The organism is Paenibacillus guangzhouensis (genome assembly GCF_009363075.1).
Lineage (GTDB): Bacteria > Bacillota > Bacilli > Paenibacillales > Paenibacillaceae > Paenibacillus_K > Paenibacillus_K guangzhouensis.
This window is the reverse complement of the sequence record NZ_CP045293.1, coordinates 4,247,705-4,264,393: the sequence shown is the minus strand read 5'-3', so window position 1 is coordinate 4,264,393 and position 16,689 is coordinate 4,247,705. Positions and strand designations below refer to the sequence as shown.

At 52.4% G+C, this 16,689-nt stretch carries 14 protein-coding genes; 12 read left to right on the top strand and 2 right to left on the bottom strand.

Annotation, left to right across the window (positions count from 1 at the left end; all coding sequences use genetic code 11):
- The first annotated feature begins 53 nt into the window (after window positions 1-53).
- The 11 genes from GCU39_RS19170 to GCU39_RS19120 all read left to right on the top strand — a co-directional run bounded on the left by GCU39_RS19170 (window position 54) and on the right by GCU39_RS19120 (window position 12,423).
- Window positions 54-335 (top strand): hypothetical protein, encoded by a 282-nt coding sequence (locus tag GCU39_RS19170; protein WP_152394987.1) that lies wholly within the window; start codon window positions 54-56, stop codon window positions 333-335.
- Window positions 336-443: 108 nt separating this feature from the next.
- Entirely contained in the window at window positions 444-947 is a 504-nt protein-coding gene (locus tag GCU39_RS19165; RefSeq protein ID WP_193726550.1) for a VanZ family protein, read from the top strand.
- A gap of 84 nt (window positions 948-1,031) precedes the next feature.
- Window positions 1,032-3,143, top strand: a complete 2,112-nt coding sequence (locus GCU39_RS19160) for an ATP-binding protein (RefSeq protein WP_152394986.1) — start codon at window positions 1,032-1,034, stop codon at window positions 3,141-3,143.
- Window positions 3,143-3,838 (top strand): response regulator transcription factor, encoded by a 696-nt coding sequence (locus tag GCU39_RS19155; protein ID WP_152397332.1) that lies wholly within the window; start codon window positions 3,143-3,145, stop codon window positions 3,836-3,838. The genes GCU39_RS19160 and GCU39_RS19155 overlap by 1 nt, the downstream gene beginning before the upstream one ends.
- 970 nt (window positions 3,839-4,808) lie before the next feature.
- A complete protein-coding gene (gene uxuA, locus GCU39_RS19150) occupies window positions 4,809-5,864 on the top strand; it encodes a mannonate dehydratase (RefSeq protein WP_152394985.1) in 1,056 nt (351 codons plus the stop codon).
- Window position 5,865: 1 nt separating this feature from the next.
- Window positions 5,866-6,786, top strand: a complete 921-nt coding sequence (locus GCU39_RS19145) for a sugar phosphate isomerase/epimerase family protein (protein WP_152394984.1) — start codon at window positions 5,866-5,868, stop codon at window positions 6,784-6,786.
- A gap of 37 nt (window positions 6,787-6,823) precedes the next feature.
- Window positions 6,824-7,996 carry a Gfo/Idh/MocA family protein gene (locus GCU39_RS19140; RefSeq protein ID WP_152394983.1) on the top strand — a complete coding sequence of 391 codons (1,173 nt, stop codon included), beginning with the start codon at window positions 6,824-6,826 and terminating at the stop codon, window positions 7,994-7,996.
- A gap of 70 nt (window positions 7,997-8,066) precedes the next feature.
- Window positions 8,067-9,419 carry a glucuronate isomerase gene (locus GCU39_RS19135; RefSeq protein ID WP_193726549.1) on the top strand — a complete coding sequence of 451 codons (1,353 nt, stop codon included), beginning with the start codon at window positions 8,067-8,069 and terminating at the stop codon, window positions 9,417-9,419.
- Between the two features lie 4 nt (window positions 9,420-9,423).
- Window positions 9,424-10,527: a Gfo/Idh/MocA family protein gene (locus GCU39_RS19130; RefSeq protein ID WP_152394982.1), complete on the top strand. Its 1,104-nt coding sequence runs from the start codon at window positions 9,424-9,426 to the stop codon at window positions 10,525-10,527.
- 112 nt (window positions 10,528-10,639) lie between these two features.
- A complete protein-coding gene (locus GCU39_RS19125; RefSeq protein ID WP_152394981.1) occupies window positions 10,640-11,548 on the top strand; it encodes a helix-turn-helix transcriptional regulator in 909 nt (302 codons plus the stop codon).
- Window positions 11,549-11,640: 92 nt separating this feature from the next.
- Window positions 11,641-12,423 carry an SDR family oxidoreductase gene (locus GCU39_RS19120; protein ID WP_152394980.1) on the top strand — a complete coding sequence of 261 codons (783 nt, stop codon included), beginning with the start codon at window positions 11,641-11,643 and terminating at the stop codon, window positions 12,421-12,423.
- A 75-nt stretch (window positions 12,424-12,498) separates the two neighbouring features.
- Here the strand turns inward: GCU39_RS19120 and GCU39_RS19115 are convergent, their stop codons facing one another.
- Together GCU39_RS19115 and GCU39_RS19110 are read right to left on the bottom strand one after the other, a co-directional pair.
- Window positions 12,499-13,512: an electron transfer flavoprotein subunit alpha/FixB family protein gene (locus tag GCU39_RS19115; protein WP_152394979.1), complete on the bottom strand. Its 1,014-nt coding sequence runs from the start codon at window positions 13,510-13,512 to the stop codon at window positions 12,499-12,501.
- A 12-nt stretch (window positions 13,513-13,524) separates the two neighbouring features.
- Complete coding sequence (locus GCU39_RS19110; protein ID WP_152394978.1) at window positions 13,525-14,298, bottom strand: electron transfer flavoprotein subunit beta/FixA family protein; 774 nt, start codon at window positions 14,296-14,298, stop codon at window positions 13,525-13,527.
- 198 nt (window positions 14,299-14,496) lie between these two features.
- Between GCU39_RS19110 and GCU39_RS19105 the strand changes: the two genes are divergently transcribed.
- Complete coding sequence (locus GCU39_RS19105; RefSeq protein ID WP_152394977.1) at window positions 14,497-16,689, top strand: (Fe-S)-binding protein; 2,193 nt, start codon at window positions 14,497-14,499, stop codon at window positions 16,687-16,689.

Here is a 16,689-nt window from a genome sequence, read left to right as displayed (position 1 = left end):
ATAGAGTATCGGTAAACTCGTATCGAAAATTTCTTATTTAAAAAGGTGGTCCTATGGCATACATTCCTCGAGTAAATGATTTCAAACTTTCCGATTATAACGAAAAAGAAGGCCTTTACCAATTTGTTGTTGAACTGCAGGACGGTATTAAATGCAGAATGTTCTACAATAGATATCCGGAATGGACGGTCAAAAATATCAGCCGCTTGCACACGACACCTTGCCCGATCTGCCGTAAGGATTACATTTGCAAATGTATGGAGAATGTCGTGGATCAAATTCATGCGCAAGTTCAAGAACGCGAATTGATCTCTTCGGTGCTATCGCAAGCTTAATGCATTTCAATTACAATTAGAAACAATCAACTTCACGAACATGTCAACGATAAATTGGCATGTTTTTTTCTTGTATGGACTTATTTATCAATCATAAAGGGGTGCAGCATGATGCAACGCAATCATCGATCATTTATCGTGTGGCTTATTCTAACCGTGTTATGGATGGGGTTCATTTTCTACAAATCAGCTGAACCATATCAGGAGCAAGATATTCGTCCTATGCTCTCAGAATGGATTCCGCAATCGGTCGTCGACCAATGGATGCCGCATATCGAATTTACATATGACGGCGGGCTTGTGACATGGAAGGAACCGTACGACTTCATCGAGTTTATCATTCGAAAAGGGGGCCATATCGCGGAGTACGCCCTGCTGACACTGTTGTGGATCAAGACGTTGCGGGCGACCAAGCGATTCCGCAGTACTGCGATTCTACTGGGGGCGGTTCTCTCTGTTCTCTATGCGGCTTCGGATGAATGGCATCAATCCTTTGTTCCAGGACGGACAGGGCATGCGATTGATGTCGGCATGGATTCGGTGGGCGTGATCCTCGTCGCATGCGGATATGGGTTAGTGCTGCTTCTGCGCAGGTGGAAAAGGGCACGTTAACCCGTCAGATCATGCAGGAATTTAGCGTCATTTGGTGAATTATGTAATGAAATGTTCATGACTTGATACGAAGGATATGAGGAAATGCGTACGGTGCGAAGTTGGTTCATGATATGGATCATGGTATTAGGAATATGCGGCGGCGGGATAACCGTATATGGGGCGGATTTGTTAGCAGCCGTACAAGAAGAGGCGCCTACAGCGTCGAATGGCGTATTGAACATACAGCATTGGACGCATCTAAGGGATCGCGTACTGCCATTGAACGGCGAATGGGCCTTCTACTGGCAGTCGTTGATCGAACCGCAGCAATGGAAGGATAAGGCGGTATTGCCTGAACCCGTGTGGGTCAAGGTACCAGATTCCTGGACGAATTATCGGCTCGCGAACGAGAAATTGCCGAATCAAGGTTACGCGACCTATCGGCTCGTTGTTCAATTGCCGTCTTCCGAGGTCGGACGGATGAAGTCCGTCTACGTTCACGGCGTTGCTACGGCGTACAAGCTGTGGGTCAATGGTGAGCTCGTACTGGAGAACGGGGTAGTTGGTCCGAACACCAAGTCATCGGTGCCTGCGAATTATGCGAAGATGGCTAGTTTTCAACCGCACGAATCCGAGTTGGAATTTGTGATTCAGGTATCGAGCTTCGTGCAGCGAAAGGCGGGGATCTGGGAACGGATCGAATTCGGTGATCCTGAGGTGATCATGAGCAGTCGTGAGGCCAGTGTTGCTTACGAGGTGTTCTTGGCGGGGACACTGCTCGTGTTCGGCTCCTACCATATCTTGCTTTATTTGCAGCGCAGTAAGAATAAAGCGCCTCTCTTCTTCGGATTGACTTGTCTCGCGATCGGACTGCGTACGCTGCTGCTGGGCCAGTCGCTGCTCATCTCTTTCTTTCCACAGCTGCCGTGGGAGTTTGCGGTTAAACTTGAATATTTGACGGCATATGGCGGTGTTATCTTTTTTACATGCTATATCCAGAATCAATTTAAGAAGTTCCTCAATCGGTGGGCTGCAACCCTTATTATCGGAATTCATGTAGCACTTGGCTTGCTTGTTATGTTCACGCCAGCGCTTCTATTCACGCAGACCCTACCGTACTACCTGTTCGTCTTTATCGCGGTCACGATTTACTGGTTGTATCTTAGCGGGATGGCGGTTGGACGAGGCGTGCAAGGGTCGAAGATGCATCTTGCCACGATCCTCATTATTGTCCCGTGTGTGATAAGTGAATTGCTCTATTATAAGACGACGTTTGGGTTCGCAGATATTTTGTCGCTTGGGATGTTTATTGGTCTTATTCTGCAAGGGATTTTACTCGCTCATCAATTCTCTAGATCGTTCGAGCAGTCGGAGCGGCTATCCGAGGAGTTAAGCGAATGGAACCAGACGCTCGCAACCAAAATTCGGCGCAGGACGTTGGAGCTGGAGCAATCGAATGCCGAGCTGCTGCAAGCGAATAAATCGCTTAGTCAAATGGAGCAGTCCCGCAGACATCTGCTGTCCAACATTTCGCATGAGCTAGGTACACCGATGACATCGATTCAAGGCTATGTCAAAGCCATGATGGATGGCGTCGTACCTCCTGGCGATCCGAAATCGATGAAGATTATTTTCGAGAAAACCTTATACTTGGATCGGCTCATCGCAGACTTATTCGAGCTCTCGAAGCTGGAAGCGGGGCAGATTACATTCGATCGAAGGGAAACGCTGATTGTTCCTTTTGTGCGGAAAGTCTACGATAAATATAAATTCGATTTGGACGAATACGATTACGTATTTGAGATCCAAGGAGACCACCCAGAGCAGGAATCGGCCGCAGCCATTCTAGATCCTGTTCGAATCGAACAAGTGGTCTCGAACTTGCTGTACAATGCGAAGAATAATACGGAGCCCGGCGGGAAAATTCAAATTCTTGCCCAGATCGATACGAACGAATTTACGGTTCATGTTATCGATACAGGCAGAGGCATGTCCGAGGCGGAAATTCCTCACTTGTTCGACCGATTCTACCGGGGAAGCGCGAATAAGCGATCAGGTAAGAAGGGCGCAGGGCTCGGCTTATCCATTTGCAAAGAAATTGTCGCGTCTCATGAAGGGACGATTCAGATGTGCAGTATGCTCGGGGAAGGCAGTGACGTGTATTTTACGATCCCCTTGGTGCAGGTAAGGCAGAGAGTGGAGGTTGAAGGTTGATGCAAGAACAGACGATTCTAGTCATTGAAGATGATCAAGAAATTGGCGAGCTGATGGGGTTATATCTTGAGCGGGAAGGTTATCGTGTCGTTCATGCAGAGAGCGGTGAGCAGGGACTCGGTTGGTTAACGCTGGAGCATCCCGATCTGATTCTTCTGGATATTTTGCTGCCTGGGATGAGCGGGATGGACGTATGCAATCAGGTTCGAATGGTGTCGGATGTTCCGATCATCTTCATCAGCTGTAAGCGGGATAATGAGGATATCGTGAACGGACTCGATTTGGGTGGCAATGATTATATTACGAAGCCGTTCAATCCGACGGTGATGGTCGCACGGGTGAAGTCGAAGCTGCGCCGGTCGGCGATGAAACGCGAAATGGACGAGCAGGAGAGCCTGTGGCGGCACGGGCATTTGGAGATTGATATGCGTACCGAAGAAGTCCATGTGCATGGCAAGAGCGTTTCGTTGTTCGTGAAGGAGCGTCAACTGCTCATGTACCTGCTGCAGAATCCGAATCGTGTCTTCAGCGTCTCGCATTTGTTCGATACGATCTGGGGCCAAGGCAAGGATAGCGATGAACGTACTGTGATGGTGCATATGAGCAATTTGCGGCGAAAAATCGAGCTCGACCCAAGTAATCCGAAGATGCTGCAGACGGTGCGGGGGTATGGGTATAAGTTCAATATGGAGTAGGCCGTCTGTGAAGACGGTGGGGGTTGACGATCTCGTGCGGGGCGATTTGCACAAGGGTGTGGGAGGGGATCTCCTTCCAGCCGGCTCTTGTCCGCCCATTGCTATGATGAGATTGGAAGGATGCAATGGGCTACCAAATGCCGGACGTAGACTCTTCCAGGAGATTCCCCTCCTCACCTGCAAGTGCTGATCGCTGAGTGAGATGTCGTCAACCCGTGGGCCGTCCTTCAAGGACGGCCTTTGTTGTGGGTGAGGCAGGGGGGATTGGATCATTGAATAAGTGGGACGGAGCGAGGATCTCTTTCCGGTCGCTTCTTGTCCGCCATTTTCGATGATGAGATGGAAGGGTGAAAATGGCTACCAAAGAGCGAACATAGGCTCCTTTAAGAGATTCCTCTCTCCTACGTATATTCAATGATCCAAGCTGGGGCAACCCGTGGGCCGTCCTTCAAGGACGGCCTTTGTTGTGGGTGATTATGCGGTGCTCTCTTGCTATGTTGGATTGTTGCAGGATAGGTGGGCGATATTGAGCTTCGAGCAGGGCTATACTGGATTTTTGAAGGATAGAGGGCTGTTTATCCGCTTTAATGCCCTGTTTCTATCAAAGTTAGTGCAGATATCCATGATAACGCAGATATCGGTAAAAATGGCTGGGGTATGTTGTATAGAATACAGGATAGCTATCCATCGAATGACTTGGATAATAACATACTAGGGTTCAAACGAACAGTATCTATAAGAAGGGGAGGGCAATCTTTATTGTGAGGTTGCTCTTTTTTGTGTCTAATCTATTTCTTCAACTGTTGATTGAAACGCAGATCTTCGCCATATTATTTGACTGTGGTTAAGATGATGGAAAAAAGCGCCAAAGCGGTAAATTTGGTGTGCTACAATGGGGCTGAATGAACTGAAATTGAGCGAAAACGTGCATGAAGCAAGATACAACGACGGTTAGAAAGAGGTGTTGATCATGGAAATGACGTTTCGCTGGTTCGGTGATAACGATCCCGTGAAATTGGCGCAGATTCGGCAAATTCCGGGTGTTCGTGGCATCGTATCGGCAGTATACGATGTGCCTGTCGGCGAGGTGTGGCCGCGTGAAGCGATCGCTGCTCTACAGTCTCAAATCGAGTCGCATGGCATGAAGCTGGCAGTCATCGAAAGTGTCCCGGTTCACGAAGATATTAAACTCGGAAAGCCGAATCGCGACCGATTGATTGAAAATTATAGTCAAACCATACGGCGATTAGGCGAAGCAGGCATACCTGTGGTGTGCTACAACTTTATGCCGGTATTCGATTGGACACGTTCCGATCTAGCTTACACGCTTCCGGATGGCTCGACAACGCTCATTTTCGAAGATGAACAGATCCAGCGCATGAACCCGATGCAGGGCGATTTGTCGCTGCCCGGTTGGGATTCCAGCTATACGAAAGAAGACATGCAGCACCTGCTTACGCAGTACCGCGGGATGAGCGAAGATGATTTATGGTCGAATCTCGCATATTTTCTGGAACGTGTTATTCCTGTAGCTGAAGAAGCTGGTGTGAAAATGGCGATTCATCCGGACGATCCACCATGGTCGATCTTCGGGCTGCCGCGCATTGTTGGCAATCTACGACAGCTGCGCAGGCTGGTAGACCATATCGACAGTCCTGCGAACGGCATTACTTTCTGCTCGGGCTCGCTGGGTGCCGATCCCGATAATGATCTCATCGAGATCATCCGCGATTTCGGAGAACGGGGAAGGATTCATTTTGCCCATACGCGCAATATTCTTCGCACCGGACAACGTTCCTTCCAAGAATCGTCGCATCGTTCATCGGATGGTTCCATCGATATGGTGCGCGTGCTGGAGGCGCTGTGGGATACCGATTATGCAGGGCCGCTGCGCCCGGACCACGGCAGGATGATCTGGGGCGAGCAAGGACGACCTGGTTACGGATTATATGATCGCGCACTCGGGGCTACGTATTTGAACGGCATTTGGGAGACCATTGATAAATTAAAGCGAGGGGGACAATAAGATGAAATTATCCGTATTTACCGTTGCAACACCGGATTTAACGCCGGAGGAGCTTGCTGGGGCAGCGTCGACCGCAGGGATTCAAGGATTGGAATGGCGCTGCAAAGAGCTGCCGCAAGATCATGAGCAGCAGACTCCATCCTTCTGGGGCAATAACCTAAGCACGATCGATCCTCGGGTGACTGACGAGCAGCTCGCTGTGTTTACTAGTGCGGCAGATCGGCATGGGTTGCAATCGATCGCGTTGACGCCATACCTTACTTGCGGGGACTTGGATGGAACAGAGGCGATGTTTAAGCTTGCGGCTCGGATCGGTGCGACGATGGTTCGCGTTGGCGTCCCGGGGTATAACGGTACGCGCAATTACAATGAGCTGCTCCAAGAAGCAGTTGATTATTTGAAGGCTGTCGAGGGACTAGCCGGTGATTATGGTGTGAAGGCGCTGGTGGAGACGCATCATTTTACAATTGCAGCAAGTGCAAGCGCAGCCTATCGACTTGTGCAAGGGCTGAACCCCGATAGAGTGGGCGTACTATATGACCCGGGCAATATGGTGCACGAGGGATTCGAGAATTATCGCATGGGCATGGAGCTGCTAGGTCCTTACCTCGCACATGTTCATGTCAAAAATGCAGGCTGGGCTCCGATTGCGAAGGATGCCAGCGGCGCCGAACATCCGAATTTGAAGCAAGCGGAGCGTGGCGGCAAGGAAACCGAACCGTTGAATCCGATTACGTGGTCAGGCTCCTGGAGACCGATCGCATCGGGGATGGTGCCATGGAAGCGTGTGCTTTCCGATCTGAAGGCTGTAGGATATGACGGCTGGTTAGGCGTTGAGGATTTTAGCGAAGCGTATGATACCAAAACGATGTTAAGTTTATATGCCCAGCAAATGAGAACATGGTGGGATGCGCTGGATTAAGCAGCAGCCGGAATCCAATATGGGGAGGAGAAAGAGTATGAGTGATGTTCGAATTGGAATTATCGGTATAGGTAACATGGGAGCGGGGCATGCGAATCATTTAAAGTCAGGCACGATCAAAGGCGCCGTATTGTCGGCCATTAGCGATGGCGACGCCGGGAAACGCGCTTGGGCGACGGAAACGTATGCTGGCGTACCCGTGTATGAGGATGTCGAGGCGATGCTGACTTCCGGCAAGGTCGATGCGGTTATCGTCGCAACGCCGCATTATGATCATCCGGTAGAGGCGAAGCGCGCATTGGCTCATGGCTTGCACGTATTGATCGAGAAGCCGGCGGGCGTCTATACGAAGCAGGTACGGGAGATGAATGAAGCTGCAGCGGCGAGCGGCCGCGTGTTCGGCATTGTGTACAATCAGCGCATGAATCCACTGTACCGGAAGCTGCGGGAACTGATTGCGGACGGTGAGCTCGGCGAAATCCGCCGTACGAATTGGATCATCACGAACTGGTATCGATCACAGAGTTATTACGATTCCGGTTCATGGCGGGCGACGTGGGCTGGCGAAGGCGGCGGTGTACTGATCAACCAATGTCCGCATCAGCTGGATCTGTGGCAATGGACGACAGGGTTAATGCCGGTACGGGTTCGCGCTTTCTGTCATTTTGGCAAACACCGTGATATCGAAGTGGAAGATGACGTAACGGCGTATGTGGAATATGCGAATGGGGGAACAGGCGTATTCATCACAACGACGGGGGAAGCGCCAGGAACGAACCGATTTGAAGTAGCGGGTGATCGAGGCAAGATTGTCATTGAGGATGGCAAGCTGACATTCTGGCGGCTGCGTGAATCGGAGCGCGATTTTAATGCACGTAACCGCGAAGCGTTCGGTTCGCCAGAGCATTGGAAATGCGAAGTGCCGATTCACGGCACGAGTTTGGAGCATGCCGGGATTGTGCAGAATTTCGTTGACGCCATCCATAAAGGCACAGCACTTGTTGCACCAGGCGAGGAAGGCATTCACGGGTTGATGATCTCCAATGCGATGCATTTGTCGACTTGGCTGGATGATTGGGTCGAGCTGCCGCTGAGTGAAGACCTCTATGAATCCGAGCTGCGCAAGCGTATCGCATCGTCAAGGTATCGCAAGCCAGAAGCAGCGGTTACGAGCGGTACGGCGCCGGTTAATTTGAAAGGCACGTTCTAAGAACGGCCGCTGTTGCAAAGCTGCTTGTGGAAAGAATCAATCGCACGTACACAAAGGGGGAAAGGGCAAGATGGAACAACATGCTGCGACCTATGCTGATCCTACGTATGCTAACGTATCGCGCCGACCGGATACGCCGATCGAAACGTTAGCCGAGCTGCAGAAAGCGGTACGGCAGATCGTCTCGGAAACGCCGGTTATCGATATCCACACCCATTTGTACGCCGCTGATTTTGAGGAGCGGCTGTTGTGGGGCGTCGATCAGCTGCTTGTGTATCATTATCTGACAGCGGAGTATTTCCGCCAGGGTGAATTATCATATGATGAATTTTGGGCGTTAGACGATGCGTGCAGAGCCGATAAGGTCTGGCAAGCGTTATTCGTCGACCGGATGCCTGTTAGTGAAGCAGCTTCCGGCGTCATTACCGCGCTCAACCGACTTGGCCTATCGCCGGCCATTTATGGGCGCAATTTGGATGCTTACCGTGCGGCCTGGCAGAATAAGACAGCTGCCGCACAAGTGAACGATGTGCTTACCGCAGCTAGAGTGAAGTCGGTCGTCATGACGAACGATCCATTCGATGCTGTTGAACGAGCGGTATGGCTGGAAGGCAGCGGCTGCACCGATGCGCGCTTCCAGGCGGCGCTGCGCATCGACAAGCTGCTGCTCGACTTACCGTCAGCGGCGGTTGAATTGCGCAGCCTTGGCTATGATGTGCCGACGGATGATCCTTCGGCCTTCTTCCAAGAGGATACGCTTGCTGAAGTCCGGCGTTTCCTGCGGGACTGGTGCTCCCGTATCGGCGCGTTGTACATCATGGCGTCGCTGCCGGGCGACATCCAGTATCCCGTACCGGGGAACGCGTTAACGACGCTGCTAGACGAAGCGGTCGTACCGGTCTGCCGTGAGCTCGGATTGCCGCTGGCATTGATGATCGGCGTTCGACGTCAGGTGAACCCGGCGCTCCGCCTTGCTGGCGACATGAGTATGCATGCCGACCTGCGGCTGCTGGAACGGCTATGCTTGCGGTATCCGGATCTCGAGCTGCTCGTGACGGTGCTTGCGAGGGAAAATCAGCATGAATTAGCCGTATTGGCGCGGAAGTTCCGCAACCTGACCCCATTCGGCTGTTGGTGGTTCCTTCATACGGAATCGATGATTCGGGAAATGACGGCATTCCGTACCGAACTGCTAGGCACAAGCTATATTCCTCAACATTCCGACTGCCGGGTGCTGGAGCAGCTCATTAATAAATGGGATCATTCACGATCCATTATTACAGGCGTGTTGTACGACAAATTTGCCCGTCTGCATCAAGATCGCTGGTTTGTCAGCGAGAGCGACATTCGCCGTGATACGGAGCAATATTTCGGCGGCGTCTTTCAGCAGGTGTTAAGCCGAGCCAAGAAAGTGAAGGGATGATAGCATGACAGACGCGGCAGGAACACCCCAATTTCAGAACAAAGATGGCATGACCTATGCTCCCAAGTCCGCTAAGCCTGAGCCTGTATGCGCCCCCGGCGAATTCGTATTCGCCGCGGTAGCGCTGGATCACGGCCATATCTACGGCCAATGTAATGGGTTGATCGAAGCGGGAGGGACGCTCAAATGGGTATACGATCCGGACCCGTTTAAGTTGGCGGCATTTTGCCGCACATACCCGCAAGCTCAGGTGGCGTCATCGCTTGACGTTATTCTGCAAGACGAGGAGGTTCGGCTCGTCGCATCGGCAGCGATTCCTTCCGAACGGTGCACACTCGGACTGATGGTCATGGATCATGGCAAGGATTATTTTACAGACAAGACGCCGTTCACGACACTTGCGCAGGTTGCTATGGCTAGAGCCAAGGCGCTTGAGACCGGGCGTAAGTATATGGTTTATTACAGTGAGCGTCTCCATTCGGAGAGTTCCATTTACGCGGGACAGCTGATCCGAGAAGGCGCCATCGGCCGAGTGGTGCAGGTGATTGGCACGGGGCCCCACCGTTTGAATGCTGCTTCACGTCCGGATTGGTTCTTCCGCAAGGCACAATATGGCGGCATTCTCTGCGACATTGGCAGTCATCAGGTCGAGCAATTTTTGTATTATGCCGGTTGTAAGGACGCCCGCGTTGCGCATAGCAAGGTAGCGAACTACAATAACCCGGATTACCCGGAGCTGGAGGATTACGGTGATGCGACGCTGATCGGCGATAACGGGGCGACGAATTATTTTCGCGTGGATTGGATGACGCCAAATGGTCTTGGCACATGGGGGGACGGCAGGGCGATCGTGCTCGGTACAGACGGTTATATCGAGCTGCGCAAGTATATTGATGTGGCACGCGATCCGCGAGGAGATCAAGTCTATATGGTGAATCATGAAGGAGAGCATCATTTTGCCGTGGCGGGTCAGGTTGGATTTCCGTTTTTCGGAGAGCTGATCTTGGACTGTCTGAATCGTACGGAAATCGCGATGACACAGGAACATGCATTCAAAGCGGCTGAATTGTGTATTCAAGCACAGAATCAAGCGGTTGTGATCAGGTAGGACTGAGCACGAAAGTGTTAGGTAACCGAAAGGACGCGCGTATGGTAAAATCATGACAACTACGCATACCATCTGAAAAGAGCGCCGTCGCGTGCTTCTGGAGGTTGATTCTGTGCCGCAATCTTTGCAATGGCATGAGCCCATCGAGCTCACATACCGTAATGCGCATCCGATCGAAGGAGCGCATTTTCATGCCCATGCTTATTATGAGTTGTATTTTTTTCATCAGGGAGAGTGCACGTATTTAATCGGAGACAAAATTATGACGCTTGTTCCTGGCGATTTGATCTTAATGCACGGGATGACGCTACATTGTCCGAATCCTGCGCCGCACATGCCTTATGTACGATCGACGCTCCATTTCGAGCCGTCCTACCTGACGACCGTGCTGCAGCCGGATCTGGTTGCGCAGCTGCTGCGCCCGTTCGAGGAACTGAGCAATATTCGGATTCATCTACAGGAGCGGGATCGGACGGAATTCGACCGGCTGTTGAGCGAGATGAATACGTTGTATCGGCAGCGGAACAGCTCCGAGGTTCATGCGGCTTATGAACGGTTTACGCTGCGATTTATGGAATTAATGCACGTGGTTGGCGGGTTATGCAAAAATCATGTGCAGGAGCGGGAGCATCGTTCGGACAAGGAACGGTACGTGCAGCGGGTGATCTCATTCCTGGAGGACCATTACGCAGAGGAAATGACGCTTGAAACGATAGCTTCGACGCTTCATTTATCCAAACCATATTTATCCAATTTATTCAAAGAAGTTACGGGTACCACGGTATTCAAATATCTATACAACCGTCGCATCAATCAGGCAAAAATCTGGCTTAGACTGCAGCCGGAGCGTTCGGTGTCGGATATTAGCCGTATGGTCGGTTTCCGGCATTTGGCGCATTTCAGCCGATTGTTCAAGGCGGTGGCCGGGTGCAGTCCGGAGGCATACCGCAAAGGCATCATAAAAGCATCGTCGTTAACCGGTCAAGAAGCGCTCTTGTCGCAGATACAGGAGTGGAAATGACGTCAATCGATGGTTGAGTCGTATATCTATCGGCTGGGGCATGTCTTGCTGGGACCTGATGATGATTAAACGGAAAGGAGGAATACGTTCCGATGCAAATCTACACACCATCCCCACTTTTTGATTTGTCTGGGCGGACGGCAGTTGTCATTGGTGCAGGCAGTACGCTCGGGCGCGTGATGGCGGAAGCATTAATCGCCCATGGGGCGTATGCGGCGCTTGTCGTCCGCAACTTGGAGAAGTCTGCGTCAGATCTGCAGCCGCTGCTGGATACCGGTAAGGCGAGGTTGTTCAAGGCAGATGCTGTCAGTAAGCTGGAATTGCAGCAGGCGCTGCATGCAATCAACGCATGGACGGGCCGCGTCGACATTTTGTTGAATACGGCCGGGGTGAACAGTGCAACGCCGTTCTTCGAGATCGAGGAGGAAGAATGGGATCGCATTATGGATGTCAACGCCAAGAGCGTAATGCTCGCATGTCAGGTGTTCGGCAAGGCGATGATCGATAACGGAACGGGGGGCAGCATCATTAACATTAGCTCCGTATCTTCCGGACCGCCGCTGTCGCGTGTCTTTTCTTACTCCGCATCCAAGTCGGCGTTGAACAACATGACGCAGTACCTTGCACGTGAATTCGCGCCGAACAAGATTCGGGTGAATGCGATCGTGCCGGGATTCTTCCCAGCGGAGCAAAATCGATCGATCCTGTCTCCTGAGCGCGTTGCTTCGATCATGAGCCATACACCGATGAACCGTTTTGGTGATCCGGCAGAGCTGCAAGGCGCAGTGGTCTGGCTCGCCTCGGAGGCTGCATCCAGCTTCGTGACGGGGTCGCTCATTCGGGTCGACGGAGGGTTCGGCGCGGTAACGATCTAGGATGGAATCAAACCCAAAAGAAGCGTGGCAGATATGGAATCTGCCACGCTTCTTCATGTTCAGAACGCGCTAACGTTAGGCCTCATGTTCCAGGAACTCGCGGAACGCCGTCGTAAGCAGTGGTACGACCTCGAAAAGATCCCCGACGATGCCGTAATCGGCGACTTTGAAGATCGGAGCCTCGGGATCTTTGTTCACCGCGATAATGACGCGGGAACCGCTCATGCCGGCGAGATGCTGTATCGCGCCGCTAATGCCGCAGGCAATGTAGATCTCCGGCGTGACGACCTTGCCGGTCTGGCCGATCTGAAGGCCATAGTCGCAGTAGCCTGCATCGCAGGCGCCGCGAGAAGCCCCGACGGCACCGTTCAGCACGGCAGCGAGCTCTTCGAGCGGCTTGAAGCCGTCCGCGCTTTTTACGCCGCGTCCGCCGGAGACGATGATCTTCGCCTCGGATAGATCGAGTGCACCGCTTGTCTTGCGAACAACATTGCGAACGATGGTGCGCAGGGATGGCGGTGTGAACGCAACCTCGATGACCTCGCCGGTTCGAGACGGATCTACCGCACCAAGCGGGATGTTATTCGGCCGAATCGTCAGGATGGAGGCGGCGGAAGAGCCTGCTGCGAAGGCACGCTGCTCCACGGCCTTGCCGGCGTAGAGCGGGCGCGTATAGCGCAGCTGCCCATCTTGATGCGCAATGGCTGTAATATCCGAGATTTGCCCCGCTTGCAGTGCTGAAGCGAGGCGCGGTGCGAGGTCGCGGCCAACCGCCGTATGGCCGAAGATCATGAACTCCGGGCTTGCTGCGGCGACAATCTGCTGCACCGCACTTGTATAGAGCTCCGCATGGTACGCTGTAAAGCCCGCATGCTTCACGACATATACGCGGCGAGCTCCCTGCGCGAAGAGACTCGCAGCATAACGTGCAATAAGATCTGCTGCGGTATTCTCCTGAACGAGCAGACAGCTCGCAATATCAGCAGGGGCGGATTCTGAGATGGTCACTGCTGCGCTGACAGCTTCCAGAGCTACCTGGCGCAGCTCGTTATTCCGTACTTCCGCGAATGTAAGTATTGTACGACTCATGATCATTCCCTCCTAGATCACTTTGGCGTCTTGACGCAATCGACGGATAAGATCCGCTGCTTGGGCAGCCAGATCGCCCTGCAGGATCACCCCGGCCTGTCTGGCCTTCGGCAAGCCTAAGGATACTCTTGTCGTTCGAGGCGCCAGATCTTCAGGCGAGATGCCTGCGATATCGTCCAGCGACAGCTGCTTGAACGGTTTCTTCTTCGCTTTCATAATGCCCGGCAGTGTCGGATAGCGAGGTTCGTTCAAGCCTTGCTGCGCCGTGAACAGTGCAGGCAGCGGAGCGCTAATGATCTCTGTATCGCCTTCGGCATCACGGTGAACGACCGCTTCGCCTCCTGCCGCAATATCCAGCTTCGTAATGGATCCAATATGCGGCAAGCCGAGCTGCTCTGCGATTCGAATCGCGATTTGCCCTGCGCCATGGTCGACGGAGAAGTTGCCGCCGAGAATCAGATCAGCCCCTTGATCGGCTAAGAAGGTTGCGAGCACCTTAGCGACGGCCCATTCATCTTGCGGGATGCGTGAATCATGAATCAACACCGCCTCATCGGCTCCCATCGCAAGTGCGGTGCGAAGCGCTTCCCCTGTCCGTTCAGGACCTACCGATAACAGATGAACCTTACCGCCACGTTGTTCGACAAGGCGAATGGCCTCCTCCACGGCGTATTCATCGTATGGATTGATGATCCATTTCACACCAGCCTCGGATATTCCGTCTCCTGCGAGTACAATTTTCTCCTCGGTATCAAACGTTTGCTTGAGCAATACCCAAATGTTCATCCTCTATTCTCCTTTCGCTTGCTTCACCCCTAGGGTAAGTCCCACAACAGCATCCTCTTCCGTAAGTTTATTAATTGAACACTGCTAAAATACCGCTCATCCAAATTCATTTTTCAACCTTACTGGACATATACAAGTATTGAGGTTCGCAAACGTGACCACACACCACATGAGAAGTAAAAAAGGGAGGGATATCCTATGAGCCCATCCATTGTGCGCCTGCTCATCGCGATTGCGGTAGCGGTCTATGCGGCATCCTTATTCGGCATAGTCGTGTTCAGGCGATGGCAATATATCCGGCTCGGTCAATCGATGGAACAGCAGACCCGCGAAGGCGCGGCGCGTAATGGATTCGCAGCACAGGTCTTTGGTCAATCCAAGCTGCTTAAGGATTGGCGCAGTGGAGTGATGCACGTTGTTATTTTCTATGGGTTCATCATTGTGCAATTTGGAGCGATTGACATTCTGGTCAGAGGGGTTGCCGGAGGAGGAATCCCTTGGTTCGAAGCAGCATGGTTCACCATAACCCAAGAAGTCACCGTCGGACTCGTGCTCTTCGCCATCCTCTACGCAGCTTATCGGCGGTACATAGAGAAGCTCAAGCGGTTGCAGCGGGATTTTAAGCCGAGTTTGGTCGTGTTTTTTATCGGTACGTTAATGTTGTCCGTCGTTGCCTTCCTCGGGTTCGATCGGGTGCACAACAACCTGGAGGGATCGCTCACCGCCCCGCTCTCTTCTATGGCCGCATGGTTGTTTGAAGGTCTATCTTCGAATGCTGTGAGCGCGGGGATGGAGGTGAGCTGGTGGATTCATCTGCTTACGATTCTTGCATTTCTCGTATATGTCCCGCAATCGAAGCATTTCCATATTATCGTTGCGCCCGTGAATATCTGGCTCCGGAGACAAGGTCCGCCGGGGCGGCTTGCCAAGCTGGATCTAGAGGATGAAACTGCCGAGACTTTTGGCGTGGATCAGATTGAGCAGTTCACCCAGAAGCAGCTGCTGGACCTGTATGCTTGCGTGGAATGCGGTCGATGTACGAATGTGTGCCCTGCAGCGAGCACGGGCAAATGGCTCTCCCCGATGCATCTGATCACGAAGCTTCGCGATCATCTCACAGACAAAGGCGCTGCGATGACTTCAAGCTCCGCATGGGTACCTGCCTTTGGGTTCGGTAGTACGGGCGTGCACAAGATAGGGCAAGATGCACCCGCCGTCATGTTCCATGCCGAATCGCATCAAGCGACCAATATCGAACCGACCATGCTTGCACAGAAATTGGCATGGCACATAGATTCGACTGCAACGATCGATTCGATCCAGCTGATCGGCGATGTCATTACGGAGGAAGAGATCTGGGCTTGCACAACTTGTCGGAATTGCGAGGACCAATGCCCGGTGGATAACGAACACGTGGATAAAATTATCGATCTGCGCCGTCATCTCGTGCTGATGCAGGGAAGCATGCCGCATGACGGTCAACGGGCGATGCAGAATATTGAGCGTCAGAGCAACCCGTGGGGCATGAGTCGGATGGATCGAGCGAAATGGACCGAGGACTATGCGGCAAAGCGGAAAAGTGCCGATGTCAATGCGAATGAAGCTGATCGATACCGTGTGAGAACGGTGCAAGAGAATCCGCATTTTGAATACCTGTTCTTCGTCGGCTCAATGGGTTCATATGATATTCGCTCACGGCGAATCACGGAAGCCTTTGTAAGACTTATGCAAGAAGCACATGTAAATTTTGCGATACTCGGCCAGGAGGAACGTAATTCGGGCGATACGCCTAGACGGCTCGGGAATGAGCTGCTATTTCAGCAATTGTGCCAAGAGAATATCGCTGTCTTCGAGAAATACGGTGTGAAAAAAATCGTCACGGCATGCCCTCATACCTATAACACGTTCAAGCATGAGTATCCAGACTTTGGATTGAAAGCCGAGGTGATCCATCATAGTGAGCTGCTCGCACAATTGATCGAATCGGGAGCGCTTACACCACAACATGCGCTGAAAGAGCGAATTACTTATCACGATTCCTGCTATCTGGGACGCTATAACGAGGTGTACGATCCGCCCCGCGCGATCCTGCGAGCAATTGCAGGGGTAACGCTGCTCGAGATGGAGCGGTCTCGGGAGAATGGGATGTGCTGCGGCGCTGGCGGCGGGCGAATGTGGATGGAAGAGACGGAGGGCAAGCGAGTGAATGTAGCTCGCACGGAGCAAGCGCTTGCCGTATCACCGACGATGATTGGGTCCGCGTGTCCTTATTGTCTAACGATGCTATCGGATGGGACGAAGCAGAAAGGCGTGGAAGAGCAGGTGCGGGCGATGGATATTGCGGAGATTTTGGCGCTCGCGGTGTTTGGCGATGAAGTATTGCGGCTCTAG